This window comes from Billgrantia kenyensis, from assembly GCF_013697085.1.
Lineage (GTDB): Bacteria > Pseudomonadota > Gammaproteobacteria > Pseudomonadales > Halomonadaceae > Halomonas > Halomonas kenyensis.
This window is the reverse complement of record NZ_JACEFT010000003.1, coordinates 239,714-254,656: the sequence shown is the minus strand read 5'-3', so window position 1 is coordinate 254,656 and position 14,943 is coordinate 239,714. Positions and strand designations below refer to the sequence as shown.

10 protein-coding genes, 4 tRNA genes and 1 rRNA gene are annotated in these 14,943 nt (G+C 63.0%); all 15 read left to right on the top strand.

Going from position 1 to position 14,943, the window contains the following annotated elements; translation table 11 throughout:
- Nucleotides 1–99, top strand: a 5S ribosomal RNA gene (rrf, locus tag H1D44_RS05125); the annotation flags it as partial.
- 287 nt (nucleotides 100–386) lie between these two features.
- The gene (locus H1D44_RS05120) at nucleotides 387–1,370 is read left to right on the top strand and encodes a biotin--[acetyl-CoA-carboxylase] ligase (RefSeq protein WP_181513755.1); all 984 of its coding nucleotides are present in this window, start codon (nucleotides 387–389) and stop codon (nucleotides 1,368–1,370) included.
- On the top strand, nucleotides 1,367–2,206 hold the full coding sequence (locus H1D44_RS05115; RefSeq protein WP_181513754.1) for a type III pantothenate kinase: 840 nt from the start codon (nucleotides 1,367–1,369) through the stop codon (nucleotides 2,204–2,206). The genes H1D44_RS05120 and H1D44_RS05115 overlap by 4 nt, the downstream gene beginning before the upstream one ends.
- A 117-nt stretch (nucleotides 2,207–2,323) precedes the next feature.
- A tRNA-Tyr gene (locus H1D44_RS05110) sits at nucleotides 2,324–2,407 on the top strand.
- Between the two features lie 46 nt (nucleotides 2,408–2,453).
- Nucleotides 2,454–2,527, top strand: a tRNA-Gly gene (locus tag H1D44_RS05105).
- A 37-nt stretch (nucleotides 2,528–2,564) separates the two neighbouring features.
- Nucleotides 2,565–2,639 (top strand) — tRNA-Thr (locus H1D44_RS05100).
- Between the two features lie 142 nt (nucleotides 2,640–2,781).
- Nucleotides 2,782–2,857, top strand: a tRNA-Trp gene (locus tag H1D44_RS05095).
- A 68-nt stretch (nucleotides 2,858–2,925) separates the two neighbouring features.
- Nucleotides 2,926–3,294 (top strand): preprotein translocase subunit SecE, encoded by a 369-nt coding sequence (gene secE, locus H1D44_RS05090; protein ID WP_181513753.1) that lies wholly within the window; start codon nucleotides 2,926–2,928, stop codon nucleotides 3,292–3,294.
- A gap of 8 nt (nucleotides 3,295–3,302) precedes the next feature.
- Complete coding sequence (gene nusG / locus H1D44_RS05085) at nucleotides 3,303–3,836, top strand: transcription termination/antitermination protein NusG (RefSeq protein WP_181513752.1); 534 nt, start codon at nucleotides 3,303–3,305, stop codon at nucleotides 3,834–3,836.
- A gap of 92 nt (nucleotides 3,837–3,928) precedes the next feature.
- On the top strand, nucleotides 3,929–4,360 hold the full coding sequence (gene rplK, locus H1D44_RS05080; RefSeq protein ID WP_043514686.1) for a 50S ribosomal protein L11: 432 nt from the start codon (nucleotides 3,929–3,931) through the stop codon (nucleotides 4,358–4,360).
- A 2-nt stretch (nucleotides 4,361–4,362) separates the two neighbouring features.
- Nucleotides 4,363–5,055, top strand: coding sequence for a 50S ribosomal protein L1 (rplA, locus tag H1D44_RS05075; RefSeq protein ID WP_181513751.1), 693 nt, complete (start codon nucleotides 4,363–4,365; stop codon nucleotides 5,053–5,055).
- Between the two features lie 266 nt (nucleotides 5,056–5,321).
- Nucleotides 5,322–5,825, top strand: a complete 504-nt coding sequence (rplJ, locus tag H1D44_RS05070; RefSeq protein ID WP_181513750.1) for a 50S ribosomal protein L10 — start codon at nucleotides 5,322–5,324, stop codon at nucleotides 5,823–5,825.
- A gap of 87 nt (nucleotides 5,826–5,912) precedes the next feature.
- Nucleotides 5,913–6,284 (top strand): 50S ribosomal protein L7/L12, encoded by a 372-nt coding sequence (gene rplL / locus H1D44_RS05065; protein ID WP_181513749.1) that lies wholly within the window; start codon nucleotides 5,913–5,915, stop codon nucleotides 6,282–6,284.
- A 235-nt stretch (nucleotides 6,285–6,519) separates the two neighbouring features.
- Entirely contained in the window at nucleotides 6,520–10,599 is a 4,080-nt protein-coding gene (rpoB, locus tag H1D44_RS05060; protein WP_181513748.1) for a DNA-directed RNA polymerase subunit beta, read from the top strand.
- Between the two features lie 11 nt (nucleotides 10,600–10,610).
- Nucleotides 10,611–14,831 (top strand): DNA-directed RNA polymerase subunit beta', encoded by a 4,221-nt coding sequence (gene rpoC / locus H1D44_RS05055; RefSeq protein WP_181513747.1) that lies wholly within the window; start codon nucleotides 10,611–10,613, stop codon nucleotides 14,829–14,831.
- The last annotated feature ends 112 nt before the right edge of the window (nucleotides 14,832–14,943 follow it).

Genomic DNA, 14,943 nt, shown 5'->3' with positions numbered 1-14,943 from the left:
GTGGGAACCACCTGACCCCATGCCGAACTCAGCAGTGAAACCGCTCAGCGCCGATGGTAGTGTGGGGTCTCCCCATGCGAGAGTAGGTCATCGTCAGGCATCTATTCCAAAAACCCCGAGTACGAAAGTGCTCGGGGTTTCGCTGTTTAGGGGCCTCCCACGGATCCCGCCTGTCGGGAACAGGCGGAAACTGCGGTAGCAGGCCCGTAGGGCGAGTCTCAGGATGAGACGAGTCGAGTAGCGGAGCGCCGCGCCCGGGGCGTCAGGCACTTATTCCAGAAACCCCGAGTTCGCATGAGCTCGGGGTTTTTCTTTATCCGATCAATGCGTTTCCGTATCAGCGGCAGTTCGCTAGAATGGTTTTTTTCCCCGATTAGGGCGTAGCAATGACCATTGGCGACCTCATCCGGCTGCTGAGTGACGGGGAGTTTCACTCCGGCGAGCAGCTGGGCGAACGGTTGGGCGTGTCCCGCACCGCGGTCTGGAAGCAGTTGAAGAAGCTCGAGGGGATGGATATTGCCCTGGAGGCAGTCAAAGGGCAGGGCTACCGGCTTTCCAGGCCCATTGAGCTGCTGGATGGTGGGTTGATCGTCGCCGGGCTGTCTCGACAGGGGCGCCAGCACCTGGCCAGGCTCTTCGTCGAGGAGACACTGCCATCGAGCAACGAGTTCATCCGCCAGCGCTTTGCACAAGGTGCAGGGCACGGAGAGGTCTGCCTGGTGGAGCAGCAGAGCGAGGGGCGCGGGCGCCGCGGCCGTGCTTGGTCCACTCCGTGGGGGCGTGCCCTCATGCTTTCGGTAGGTTGGCGCTTCGAGTCCGGGGTTACTGCTCTGGAGGGGTTGAGCCTGGCTGTAGGGGTGATTCTGGCACGAGTGCTCGAGCGCCATGGGGCGCTCCCCAGGCTCAAGTGGCCAAACGACGTGCTGCTTGAGGACAGTGCCGGCAGGCTGGGCAAGCTGGCCGGCATACTGGTCGAAATCAGCGGCGATGCTGCAGGGCCTTGTGAGGCCATCATCGGCATGGGGATCAATTTCGACCTGCCCGACAGCTTTCGTGACAGGATCGACCAGCAGGTGGCTTCGTTGCATGACCAGGTCGTCGGGCTTTCGCGGAATCAGTTGGCCGCTGAGCTGCTGGACGAGCTGATGCCGCTGCTGGCAGGCTACGAAGCGGCTGGTTTTACCTCTTGGCAGGATGAGTGGAACGGGAGGCACGCCTTTCATGGCTGTGTGATCGAGATCCTCAGAGGGCAGCAGCGTATCGTTGCAACGGCCGAAAATGTGGATGAATCGGGCAATCTTTGGGTCCGTCATGAGGGTGGGCGCGAGCGCCTGGGGGGAGGAGAGATCAGCGTGCGTGGACGTACATGATTCTCGACCTGGACATAGGAAACACGCTTTCCAAGTGGCGCTTGAAGGATGCCGACAGCAGCGAGATTCGCTCTCGAGGCGCCGTATGGACGCGTGAAGAGTGGAAGCCCGGCTCCGACATCCCTGATCTGGACGTGGTCGAGGCGGTACGCATTTCCAGCGTGGCCCGCCAGGCCGTGCTCGAGCAGACCGTGGAGCTGCTGCAGAGGCAGGTGCGTAGCGTGCATGTGGCGCGATCGGTGCCAGAGGCCCTGGGGGTCATCAATGGCTACGAAGAGCCGCACCGCCTTGGCGTGGACCGTTGGATGGGAGTGCTGGCGGGCTACCAGCTTGCAGGTGGCTGCTGTGCCGTGGACTGCGGCAGCGCCATCACCATCGACTTCGTGCTGCCGGGCGGGCGTCATCTGGGAGGTTACATCCTGCCGGGCCTGAGGCTGATGAAGGAGAGCCTCCAACTGGGCACGCGCAATGTCGCCATCGATCCGGACAGCGAGGCGGAGGAGCTGTTGCTTCCTGGCCAGCGGACGGTCGAAGCGGTTAATCATGGGATCTATCTGGCGGCAGTCAGTGCGGTGAACCGGATCTACGCCGAGGTTTGTGATCGGGAAGGCGTGGCGCTGCCGATGCTACTGACCGGTGGTGATGCCAGGGTCGTGGCGCGCGGTGTGCATTCGCCCCATGCGGTATGGCCCGATATGGTCTACGGCGGCTTGGAGGCGTGCTTTCCTCTGACCGCGGCAGAGCGTGCCGGTCGGATGTCGGGGGCACCGCGGGTGCCGCCTCCCGCCGGGTTGGAAAAAATCAGGGCGGGCCTTGCATTCTCGCTACTGCTTTGACACAATGCAGCGCGTTCCCAAGGCCAAGGTGCGCGCGAGAGTTGGTGCGCGCCGGCAAGTGACTGAAAGATAAGCGCTTGACAAGGTCTTGGTAGGCGGTAGAATGGTCCGCCATCTGGAGGGGTTCCCGAGTGGCCAAAGGGAGCAGACTGTAAATCTGCCGCGAAAGCTTCGAAGGTTCGAATCCTTCCCCCTCCACCAGATAGTCGATCGAGATCAGTTGGTCTGGGTCGAGAAGAGTGGGTAGGCGGGCATAGTTCAATGGTAGAACCTCAGCCTTCCAAGCTGATGATGCGGGTTCGATTCCCGCTGCCCGCTCCAGGTGTTTCCGCGTGTATGTGGAGTGCCGCAGGTTAGTGCTCATGTAGCTCAGGGGTAGAGCACACCCTTGGTAAGGGTGAGGTCGACGGTTCAAATCCGTCCATGAGCTCCAATGCGAAAGGCGAGCGAAAGCTCGCCTTTCTTCTCTTTCCAGCGAAGTCTCGCAGGGAAGGGTTGTCAGTCGGTGGGCTATCCGCTATCATGGCGCCCGCTGTTGTGCATGCTCCCTGCAAGAGGTGGTGCATGGCAAGTACAGGCCAGTAGCTCAATTGGCAGAGCAGCGGTCTCCAAAACCGCAGGTTGGGGGTTCGATTCCCTCCTGGCCTGCCAACCTTCCCCAGGTTGGCATATTTCATACGAACACACTCGATTGCCGCACCCTGAGGAGTCTCGTTTTCATGAAACACAACGCCGAGGTGCAGGAGTCGCGCCGCGACGGGCTCAAGTGGGCGGCTGTCGTCACTCTGGTCGTGCTGGCGGTAGTGGGAAATACCTACTATGCCGACCAGGCTCTGCTCTATCGTGTGATTGGTGTCGTCGTGCTCTGCGCCGGCGCCGCGGTGATTGCACTGACTACCGCCAAGGGGCGGGATCTTGCCGAGCTGGCCAAGAGCGCCAAGAAAGAGATTCAACGTGTAGTGTGGCCGACCCGCCCCGAGACCGTGCAGACAACCGCCATCGTGCTGGTTGCCGTGCTGATCGTGGGGCTGATGCTGTGGCTGATCGACACCCTTCTTAGCTGGGCGATGTCCGGCGTCATCGGTTAGGAGTCTTCATGTCCAAGCGTTGGTACGTCGTTCACGCCTACTCCGGCTTCGAGAAGCACGTCATGCGCTCCCTGAAGGAGCGCGTGAAGATGTATGGCATGGAGGATCGCTTCGGCGAGATCCTGGTGCCGACCGAAGAGGTCGTCGAGGTGCGTGACGGCAAGCGTCGCAAGAGCGAGCGCAAGTTCTATCCCGGCTACGTGCTGGTCGAGATGGAGATGGACGATGGGACCTGGCACCTGGTCAACGAGACCCCTCGAGTCATGGGCTTTATCGGTGGCACCAAGGAGAAGCCGGCTCCTATCACCCAGAAGGAGGCCGATGCCATCCTGCGCCGGGTGAAGGACGGTAGCGACAAGCCGCGTCCCAAGACCATGTTCGAGCCGGGCCAGTCCGTGCGCGTCGTCGATGGGCCCTTTGCCGATTTCAACGGCGTGGTCGAGGAAGTCAACTACGACAAGAGTCGCCTGCAGGTCAGCGTGCTGATCTTTGGGCGGGCGACGCCGGTCGAGCTTGAGTTTGCTCAGGTCGAGAAAGAGTGATCACGCTCGACAGCTGATTTGCAGTACGGCCGCCCAGGCGGCCGTTTAACCCGGGGAGCCGCAAGGCGCTACTACCCAACTGGAGTCTACACATGGCCAAGAAAGTACAGGCTTACATCAAGCTGCAGGTCGCAGCTGGTAAGGCTAACCCGAGTCCCCCCGTGGGCCCTGCGCTGGGTCAGCACGGTGTGAACATCATGGAGTTCTGCAAGGCGTTCAACGCCGCGACCCAGGAAATCGAGCCGGGTCTGCCCACTCCCGTGGTGATCACTGTCTATTCCGACCGCAGCTTCACCTTCATCACCAAGACGCCGCCGGCGGCCGTCCTGCTGAAGAAGGCGGCTGGCATCAAGTCCGGCTCCGGTGAGCCGAACAAGAAGAAGGTCGGTACCGTGACTCGCGAGCAGCTCGAGGAGATCGCCAAGACCAAGGAGCCGGATCTGACGGCTGCCGATCTCGACGCCGCGGTGCGCACCATTGCCGGTAGTGCCCGCAGTATGGGCCTGAACGTGGAGGGTCTCTGATCATGGCCAAGCTTTCCAAGCGTGCACAGCTGATTCGCGAGAAGGTTGATGCCACCAAGGCTTACTCCCTCGAGGAAGCCGTGGCGCTGCTCGCCGAGCTCTCTACCGTCAAGTTCAAGGAGTCGCTGGACGTCGCCATCAACCTGGGCGTCGATCCGCGCAAATCCGACCAGGTGGTGCGTGGTGCGACCGTCATGCCTAACGGTACCGGCAAGGACGTGCGCGTCGCCGTGTTCACCCAGGGCGCCAACGCCGATGCCGCCAAGGAAGCCGGTGCCGATATCGTCGGCATGGACGACCTGGCCGAGCAGGTCAAGAAGGGCCAGCTCGACTTCGACGTGGTCATCGCTTCGCCGGACGCCATGCGCGTGGTCGGCCAGTTGGGTCAGATCCTCGGTCCGCGCGGCCTGATGCCGAACCCCAAGGTCGGCACTGTGACGCCCGACGTCGCCACCGCGGTGAAGAATGCCAAGGCCGGTCAGGTGCGCTTCCGTACCGACAAGAACGGCATCATTCACACCACCCTGGGCAAGGTCGACTTCGACGCCGATGCCATCCGTGGCAACCTGGAAGCGCTGGTCGCCGACCTCAAGCGCCTCAAGCCGAGCACGTCCAAGGGTATTTATTTCAAGAAGGTCACCCTGTCCACGACCATGGGTCCGGGCGTGACCCTCGACCATTCTGCCCTCGTGTAAGTGCGAGCAAGCAGAGTCTTTGCAGGAACTTTGCGGTCCCCGAGCGCTTGGTCCAAGCGCTCGGGGCGCCGTCAAAGACCGCAGGTGCCGCCCTCTTCCATGTGGGCGGCTTAATCTCCCCTAGGGGTACCTGCGCAGATGGTGTGGCCGCCAGATCGCTGGTGAGCACCATCACCCAGGACTTCCGTTGACGCCTTGGCGTATGACGGAAGAGATGGTAACCCCCGGAAGCCGCCATGCGGCTCCGGCACGAAGGAGTGATCACTGTGCCACTAGCACTTGAAGGCAAGAAGGCGATTGTTGCCGAGGTCAGTGAAGCCGCCAAGGGCGCACTCTCCGTCGTTGTTGCCGATTCTCGTGGCGTTACGGTCGAGAAGATGACCGGCCTGCGCAAGCAGGCGCGCGAGAATGGCGTCCAGCTGCGTGTTGTTCGCAACACCCTGGCACGCCGCGCCCTCTCCGGCACTCAGTGGGAGTGTCTGAACGAGAGCTTCGTCGGTCCGACTCTGCTGGCCTTTTCCACCGAGCATCCGGGCGCTGCCGCCCGCCTGTTCAAGGATTTTGCCAAGGATGAGAAGAACTTCGAAGTCAAGGCGCTGGCCTACGAAGGTGAGCTGATCCCGGCAAGCGACATCGACCGTCTGGCGACCCTGCCGACTTATGACGAGGCCATCGCCAAGCTGATGTCCGTCATGAAGGAGGCTTCCGCCGGCAAGCTGGTTCGTACGCTGGCCGCGCTGCGCGATCAGAAGCAGGACGAAGCTGCTTGATAGCCGAACTCTCGGCTGCCGCCTGAATCGAACACTGAATAGAGCGCTCGGTCCGCCGAGTCTCCCGCAAAGTTAGGAATCATCGAAATGGCACTGACCAAAGAAGACATCATCAACGCCGTCGCCGACATGTCCGTGATGGAAGTCGTCGAGCTGATCGAAGCGATGGAAGAGAAGTTCGGCGTATCCGCCGCTGCCGCTGTCATGGCCGGCCCGGCTGCCGGTGGTGAAGCCGTTGCCGAAGAGCAGACCGAGTTCGACCTGGTGCTGACCAGCGCCGGCGACAAGAAGGTCAACGTGATCAAGGCCGTGCGCGAGATCACCGGTCTGGGCCTGAAGGAAGCCAAGGGTGCCGTCGACGGTGCTCCGGCGACCATCAAGGAAGCCATGCCCAAGGAAGAGGCCGAAGAGGCCAAGAAGAAGCTGGAAGAAGCCGGCGCTTCCGTGGAACTCAAGTAAGCCCTTGGTTTCCATGGCTTCACGCGCTGCGTAAGCTTCCACGGCTGGTGGCGGGTCCTCCCGCTGCCGGCCTTTTTCTGTTGCACTAGCGCCTTGCTGACGCAGCGTCGCTAGAAGAATCCCGACGGCGAGCTACACCTTGTGGAGCTTGCCGTCAGCGCCTGACGGGGGCGGTCCCGTCGGGTGGCGCCGACCACGCATCGGTCACCCATGGTGAACAAGCTGGGGAATACAGATGGCTTACTCATACACTGAGAAAAAACGCATCCGCAAGGATTTCGGCAAACTGCCCCAAGTGATGGATGTGCCCTACCTGCTGGCGATCCAGCTTGATTCCTACTACGACTTCCTCCAGCAGGACCGTGCCCCCGATGAGCGTTTCGAGGTCGGCCTGCACGCGGCGTTCAAGTCCGTGTTCCCGATCGAGAGCTTCTCCGGCAACGCCGCGCTCGAATATGTCAGCTACCGCTTCGGCACTCCGGCGTTCGACGTCAAGGAGTGCCAGCTGCGCGGCGTGACTTACTCTGCTCCCCTGCGGGTCAAGGTTCGCTTGATCATCTACGATCGTGACTCTTCGAACAAGGCCATCAAGGACATCAAGGAGCAGGAAGTCTACATGGGGGAAATCCCCCTGATGACCGAGAACGGCACCTTCGTGGTCAACGGCACCGAGCGCGTCATCGTTTCTCAGCTGCATCGCTCGCCGGGTGTCTTCTTCGATCATGACAAGGGCAAGAGCCACTCGTCCGGGAAACTGCTCTACTCTGCCCGGGTGATTCCTTACCGCGGTTCCTGGCTCGACTTCGAGTTCGATCCCAAGGACAACGTCTTCGTGCGTATCGACCGTCGCCGCAAGCTGCCGGCCACGGTACTGCTGCGTGCGCTGGGCATGAGTGCCGAGGAGATCCTCGACGAGTTCTTCGATACCAGCACCTTCCACATCGAGAAAAACGGCTTCTCGGTGGATCTGGTGCCGTCGCGCCTGCGCGGCGAGACCGCCACCTTCGATATCAAGGATGCCGACGGCAGCCTGATCGTCGAGGAGGGGCGGCGCATCACCCAGAAGCATATCCGCCAGCTGGAGAAGGCCGGCCTCGAGCGTCTCGAGGTGCCGATGGACTACCTGTTCGGCAAGACCCTGGCCAAGGACCAGGTCGACTCCAGCACCGGTGAGTTGATCTGTCCGTGCAACAGCGTGATCACGCCCGAACTGCTCGAGAAGCTCGGTCAGGCGGGGATCACCAAGCTCGAGACCCTCTACACCAACGATCTGGACTGCGGTCCCTTCGTCTCCGAGACCCTGCGCCTGGATACCACCGGCTCGCAGCTCGAGGCACTGGTCGAGATCTACCGCATGATGCGCCCCGGCGAGCCGCCCACCAAGGAGGCCGCCGAGACGCTGTTCCACAACCTGTTCTTCACTGAAGACCGCTACGACCTTTCCGGCGTCGGTCGCATGAAGTTCAACCGTCGCCTGCGTCGCGACAGTGACACCGGCTCCGGTGTGCTCGACAACCGCGACATCCTCGACGTGCTCAAGGAGCTGATCTACATCCGTAACGGCTTCGGCGAAGTCGACGATATCGATCACCTGGGCAACCGTCGTATCCGCTGCGTCGGCGAGATGGCCGAGAACCAGTTCCGCGTGGGCCTGGTGCGCGTCGAGCGCGCGGTCAAGGAGCGCCTCTCCATGGCCGAGAGCGAAGGCCTGATGCCGCAGGACCTGATCAATGCCAAGCCGGTGGCGGCGGCGGTCAAGGAGTTCTTCGGTTCCAGCCAGCTCTCGCAGTTCATGGACCAGAACAACCCGCTCTCCGAGGTCACCCACAAGCGCCGCGTCTCCGCACTCGGCCCGGGCGGCCTGACCCGCGAGCGTGCCGGCTTCGAGGTGCGCGACGTTCACGCCACGCACTACGGCCGCCTGTGTCCGATCGAGACGCCGGAAGGCCCCAACATCGGCCTGATCAACTCGCTGGCCACCTACAGCCACACCAACAGCTACGGCTTCCTCGAGACGCCGTACCGCAAGGTGGTGGATCGCCAGGTGACCGACGAGGTGGTGCACCTCTCGGCCATCGAGGAGGGCGACTTCATCATCGCCCAGGCCTCGGCCACCGTCGACGAGAGCGGCAAGCTGGTCGACGACCTGGTGCAGGTGCGCCACAAGGGCGAGACCACCTTCATGCGCCCCGAGCAGGTCACCCTGATGGACGTGTCGCCGCGCCAGGTGGTCTCCGTGGCCGCGGCGCTGATCCCGTTCCTCGAGCACGACGACGCCAACCGCGCGCTGATGGGCTCGAACATGCAGCGCCAGGCGGTGCCGACCCTGCGCGCCGAGAAGCCGCTGGTGGGTACCGGCATGGAGCGCTTCGTCGCCCGTGACTCCGGCGTCTGCGCCGTGGCGCGTCGCGGCGGTGTGATCGATTCGGTCGACGCCAAGCGCATCGTGGTACGTATCAACGAGGACGAGATCATCGGCGGCGAAGCCGGCGTCGACATCTACAACCTCACCAAGTACGTGCGTTCCAACCAGAACACCTGCATGAACCAGCGCCCCATCGTGCGTCCGGGTGACGTGGTCGAGCGCGGCGACATCCTCGCCGACGGTCCCTCCGTCGACATGGGCGACCTGGCCCTGGGCCAGAACATGCGCATCGCCTTCATGCCCTGGAACGGCTACAACTTCGAGGACTCGATTCTGCTCTCGGAGCGCGTGGTGCAGGAGGATCGCTTCACCACCATTCATATCCAGGAGCTGACCTGCGTCTCCCGCGACACCAAGCTGGGGCCGGAGGAGATCACCTCGGACATTCCCAACGTGGGTGAGTCGGCACTCTCCAAGCTGGACGAGGCCGGCGTGGTTTACATCGGCGCCGAAGTCGGCCCGGGCGACATCCTGGTGGGCAAGGTCACGCCCAAGGGCGAGACCCAGCTGACCCCGGAAGAGAAGCTGTTGCGGGCGATCTTCGGTGAGAAGGCCTCCGACGTGAAGGACACCTCTCTGCGCGCGCCGACCGGCATGCGCGGTACCGTGATCGACGTGCAGGTGTTCACCCGCGATGGCGTGGAGAAGGACTCTCGGGCGCTGGCCATCGAGCAGATGCAGCTCGACGAGGTGCGCAAGGACCTGCAGGAGACCTACCGCATCGCCGAGGACGCCACCTTCGAGCGCCTCAAGCGTACCCTGGCCGGTCAGCCGGTCAATGGCGGTCCCAAGCTCAAGAAGGGCGACCTGCTCTCCGACAGCTACCTGGAGGAACTGCCCCGTCAGCAGTGGTTCAAGCTGCGCCTGCAGGACGAGTCTCTCAACGAGCTGCTGGCCCAGGCCGACGAGCAGCTCGAGAACCGTCGCAAGGAGATGGAAGAGCGCTTCGAGGACAAGAAGCGCAAGCTGACCCAGGGCGACGACCTGGCGCCGGGCGTGCTCAAGATCGTCAAGGTCTACATGGCGGTCAAGCGTCGCATTCAGCCGGGCGACAAGATGGCCGGCCGCCACGGTAACAAGGGTGTCATCTCGGCCATCATGCCGGTGGAGGACATGCCCTTCGACGACAATGGCGTGTCGGTGGATATCGTCCTCAACCCGCTGGGCGTACCGTCGCGCATGAACGTCGGTCAGATCCTCGAGACTCACCTGGGCCTCGCTGCACAGGGCCTTGGGGTCAAGATCGACGCCATGCTGCGCGATGCACGTGCTCAGCAGATGAGTGAAATCCGCGAGTTCCTGGGCAAGGTGTACAACTCCACTCCGGGGACCCGGGTCGAGGAAATCGAGTCGCTCTCCGACGAGGAAGTGATCGCCCTGGCCAAGAACCTGCGTGCCGGTGTGCCGATGGCCTCGCCGGTCTTCGACGGCGCCGAGGAGAGCGAGATCAAGCAGCTGCTGCGCTTGGCGGATCTGCCGGACTCCGGCCAGATGACACTTTATGACGGGCGTACCGGTGACGCCTTCGATCGTCCGGTGACCGTGGGCTACATGTACATGTTGAAGCTCAACCACCTGGTGGACGACAAGATGCACGCCCGTTCCACTGGCTCCTACTCGCTCGTGACCCAGCAGCCGCTGGGCGGCAAGGCGCAGTTCGGCGGCCAGCGTTTCGGCGAGATGGAAGTGTGGGCGCTGGAAGCCTACGGTGCGGCCTACACTCTCCAGGAGATGCTCACGGTGAAGTCCGACGACGTGGAAGGTCGCACCAAGATGTACAAGAGCATTGTCGACGGCGACCACACCATGCATGCCGGCATGCCGGAATCCTTCAACGTGCTCGTTAAGGAAATCCGTTCGCTGGGCATCGATATCGAGTTAGAGAGCTAGGAGCCGACTCCATGAAAGATTTGGTGAAAGTCCTCAAATCGCAGTCACAGTCCGAAGAGTTCGATGCGATCAAGATTTCGCTCGCTTCTCCGGACATGATTCGCTCCTGGTCCTATGGCGAGGTCAAGAAGCCCGAGACCATCAACTACCGCACCTTCAAGCCGGAGCGGGATGGTCTCTTCTGCGCCAAGATCTTCGGTCCGGTGAAGGACTACGAGTGCCTGTGCGGCAAGTACAAGCGCATGAAGCACCGCGGCATCATCTGTGAGAAGTGCGGCGTCGAGGTGACCAAGGCGGCCGTGCGCCGCGAGCGCATGGGGCACATCGAGCTGGCCAGCCCCGTGGCGCACATCTGGTTCCTCAAGTCGCTGCCGTCGCGCATCGGCATGTTCCTCGACATGACCCTGCGCGATATCGAGCGGGTGCTCTACTTCGAGAGCTTCGTGGTCATCGATCCGGGCATGACCACGCTGGAGCGCGGTCAGTTGCTCAATGACGAGCAGTACTTCGAGGCCCTCGAGGAATTCGGTGACGACTTCGATGCCCGCATGGGTGCCGAGGCGATCCAGGCGCTGCTCAAGGACATCGACCTCAGCGAGGAGGTCGATCGCCTGCGCGAGGAGATCCCGCAGACCAACTCCGAGACCAAGATCAAGAAGCTCTCCAAGCGGCTGAAGCTGCTCGAGGCCTTCCTCAACTCCGGCAACGATCCGGCGTGGATGGTCATGGAAGTGCTGCCGGTACTGCCGCCGGACCTGCGTCCGCTGGTGCCGCTGGACGGTGGCCGCTTCGCCACCTCCGACCTCAACGACCTGTACCGCCGGGTGATCAACCGCAACAACCGCCTGAAGCGGCTGCTCGACCTCAACGCGCCGGACATCATCGTGCGCAACGAGAAGCGCATGCTGCAGGAAGCGGTCGATGCGCTGCTCGACAACGGTCGTCGCGGCCGTGCCATCACCGGTTCCAACAAGCGCCCGCTGAAGTCCCTGGCCGACATGATCAAGGGCAAGCAGGGCCGCTTCCGTCAGAACCTGCTGGGCAAGCGCGTCGACTACTCCGGCCGTTCGGTCATTACAGTCGGCCCGACCCTGCGCCTGCATCAGTGTGGCCTGCCCAAGAAGATGGCGCTGGAGCTGTTCAAGCCGTTCATCTACTCCAAGCTGCAGTCGCTGGGCCATGCGTCCACGATCAAGGCGGCCAAGAAGATGGTCGAGCGCGAGCTGCCCGAGGTGTGGGACATCCTCGCCGACGTCATTCGCGAGCATCCGGTGCTGCTCAATCGCGCCCCGACCCTGCACCGCCTGGGTATCCAGGCCTTCGAGCCGCTGCTGATCGAGGGCAAGGCGATCCAGCTGCACCCGCTGGTGTGCGCCGCCTACAACGCCGACTTCGACGGTGACCAGATGGCAGTGCACGTGCCGCTGACGCTGGAAGCCCAGCTCGAGGCGCGGGCGCTGATGATGGCCACCAACAACGTGCTGTCGCCGGCCAACGGTGATCCGATCATCGTGCCGTCCCAGGACGTGGTGCTGGGCCTGTATTACATGACCCGCGAGAAGATCAATGCCAAGGGCGAGGGCATGGTGTTCTCCGGCCTCGACGAGGTCGAGCGTGCCTTCGGCACCCAGAGCGTTTCGCTGCATGCCCGGGTCAAGGTGCGTCTCACCGAGCTGGTGATCGACGAGGAAACCGCCGAGCAGAGCATCGAGCGTACTATCTATGACACCACCGTAGGCCGGGCGCTGCTGTTCCGCATCCTGCCCGACGGCGTGCCCTTCGAGCTGGTCGATCAGCCGATGAAGAAGAAGGCGATCTCCAAGCTGCTCAACGAGGTGTATCGTCGTGCCGGCCTCAAGCCGACGGTGATCTTCGCCGACCAGCTGATGTATACCGGTTTCCGCATGGCAACCTGGTCGGGCGCTTCCATCGGTGTCAACGACTTCGTCATTCCGGATGCCAAGACGGAAATCGTCGAGGCGGCCGAGGCCGAGGTCAAGGAGATCGAGGATCAGTTCTCCTCGGGCCTGGTCACCGCCGGCGAGAAGTACAACAAGGTCATCGATATCTGGTCCAAGGCCAACGACAAGGTGGCCAAGGCGATGATGACGGGGATCTCCAAGGAGACCGTGGTCGACCGCGATGGTAACGAGGTGGAGCAGGACTCGTTCAACAGCGTCTTCATCATGGCCGACTCCGGCGCCCGGGGCAGCGCGGCTCAGATCCGTCAGCTGGCGGGTATGCGTGGCCTGATGGCCAAGCCCGACGGCTCGATCATCGAGACGCCGATCGTGGCCAACTTCCGTGAAGGCCTGAACGTACTCCAGTACTTCATCTCGACTCACGGCGCGCGTAAGGGCCTGGCGGATACGGCACTCAAGACCGCCAACTCCGGTTACCTGACCCGCCGCCTGGTCGACGTGGCCCAGGACATGGTGATCACCGAGACCGACTGTGGTACCGAGCAGGGCCTCACCCTGCATCCTGTCATCGAGGGCGGCGACATCATCGTCTCCCTGGCGCAGCGTGTGCTGGGCCGCGTGGTGGCCCAGGACGTCATCGATCCGGCCACCGACGAGGTGCTGATCGAGAAGGGCACCCTGCTCGACGAAGCCTGGTGCGAGCGACTCGACACCATGGGCGTCGACGAGATCGTGGTGCGTAGCGCCATCGCCTGTGAGTCGACCCATGGGGTCTGTTCCTCCTGCTACGGTCGCGACCTGGCGCGTGGTCACCAGGTCAACATCGGCGAAGCGGTGGGCGTCATCGCGGCTCAGTCGATCGGTGAGCCGGGTACCCAGCTGACCATGCGTACCTTCCACATCGGTGGTGCGGCATCGCGCGCTTCCGCGGTGGACAGCGTCCAGGTCAAGCACGGCGGCAAGGTGCGTCTGCACAACATGAAGTTCGTCGAGCGCACCGACGGCAAGCTGGTGGTGGTATCCCGCTCCAGCGCCCTGGCCGTTGCCGACGAACACGGCCGCGAGCGCGAATACTACAAGCTGCCCTACGGCGCCGAGCTGTCGATCAAGGACGGCGATGCGGTAGAGGCTGGCCAGATGGTCGCCAAGTGGGATCCGCACACCCACCCGATCATTGCCGAGGTCGAGGGCAAGGTGCAGTACGTCGACATGGTCGAAGGCGTCACCATCCACCGCACCGTGGATGAAATGACCGGCCTCTCCTCCATCGAGGTGATCGAGTCGGCAGCGCGGCCCCAAGCCGGCCGTGACAGCCGTCCGATGATCCTGCTCACCGACGAGAGCGGCGAGCCGATCAGCGTGACGGGTTCCAATACCCCGGTTCAGTACCTGCTGCCGGGCAAGGCGATCGTGTCGGCGGACAACGGTGCCAAGATCGGTATCGGCGAGATCGTCGCGCGTATTCCGGTGGAGGCGTCGGGCAACAAGGACATCACCGGGGGTCTGCCCCGCGTGGCCGACCTGTTCGAGGCGCGCAAGCCGAAAGAACCGGCCATCCTCGCCGAGATCAGCGGCATAGTGAGCTTCGGCAAGGAGACCAAGGGCAAGCGCCGCCTGACGATCACGCCGGAGGACGGTGGCGACCCGTTCGAGGCGCTGATTCCGAAATGGCGCCAGATCGCGGTCTTCGAAGGCGAAAGCGTCGAGAAGGGCGAGGTGATCTCCGACGGTCCGAGCAACCCGCACGACATCCTGCGGCTGCTGGGCGTGGCCGAGCTGGCCAAGTACATCACCGCCGAGATCCAGGAGGTTTACCGCCTCCAGGGCGTGGGCATCAACGACAAGCACATCGAGGTGATCGTGCGTCAGATGCTGCGCAAGGTGGAGATCACCGACTCGGGCGATTCGGAGTTCATCCCGGGCGATCAGGTCGAGCTGGTCCGGGTGCTCGAGGAGAACGCCCGCCTGGAGCAGGCCGAGAAGTTCCCGGCTCGCTACCAGCGTGTGCTGCTGGGTATCACCAAGGCCAGCCTGGCTACCGAGTCGTTCATCTCTGCGGCCTCCTTCCAGGAGACTACGCGGGTGTTGACCGAGGCGGCGGTCACCGGCAAGCGCGATTACCTGCGCGGCCTGAAGGAAAATGTGGTGGTCGGCCGTCTGATTCCGGCGGGAACAGGGCTTGCCCACCATCAGGAGCGTCGCCGCAAGCGGGAAGATACCGAGCGCCTGCTCCATCCGTCGGCCTTCGACGTCGAGCAGGAGCTGGGCGCCCAGCTCACCGCGCTCGACTCGGACGACGACGAGTTGTAAGCGGAGTCGGGGTGCCAGGCGAGAGGTTATGCCGATCGCTTGACGCCCCACCCCGTTAGACCTTAGAATGCGCAGCCTTTAACAGTGGGGTGGGTGCGCCCGCGCCCGCTGA

Bases quoted from the DNA above. Each gene is read 5' to 3' on its own strand.
- H1D44_RS05120 (WP_181513755.1), top strand. From the start codon at position 387: ATGACCATTGGCGACCTCATCCGGCTGCTGAGTGACGGGGAGTTTCAC.
- H1D44_RS05115 (WP_181513754.1), top strand. From the start codon at position 1,367: ATGATTCTCGACCTGGACATAGGAAACACGCTTTCCAAGTGGCGCTTG.
- secE (WP_181513753.1), top strand. From the start codon at position 2,926: ATGAAACACAACGCCGAGGTGCAGGAGTCGCGCCGCGACGGGCTCAAG.
- nusG (WP_181513752.1), top strand. From the start codon at position 3,303: ATGTCCAAGCGTTGGTACGTCGTTCACGCCTACTCCGGCTTCGAGAAG.
- rplK (WP_043514686.1), top strand. From the start codon at position 3,929: ATGGCCAAGAAAGTACAGGCTTACATCAAGCTGCAGGTCGCAGCTGGT.
- rplA (WP_181513751.1), top strand. From the start codon at position 4,363: ATGGCCAAGCTTTCCAAGCGTGCACAGCTGATTCGCGAGAAGGTTGAT.
- rplL (WP_181513749.1), top strand. From the start codon at position 5,913: ATGGCACTGACCAAAGAAGACATCATCAACGCCGTCGCCGACATGTCC.
- rpoB (WP_181513748.1), top strand. From the start codon at position 6,520: ATGGCTTACTCATACACTGAGAAAAAACGCATCCGCAAGGATTTCGGC.
- rpoC (WP_181513747.1), top strand. From the start codon at position 10,611: ATGAAAGATTTGGTGAAAGTCCTCAAATCGCAGTCACAGTCCGAAGAG.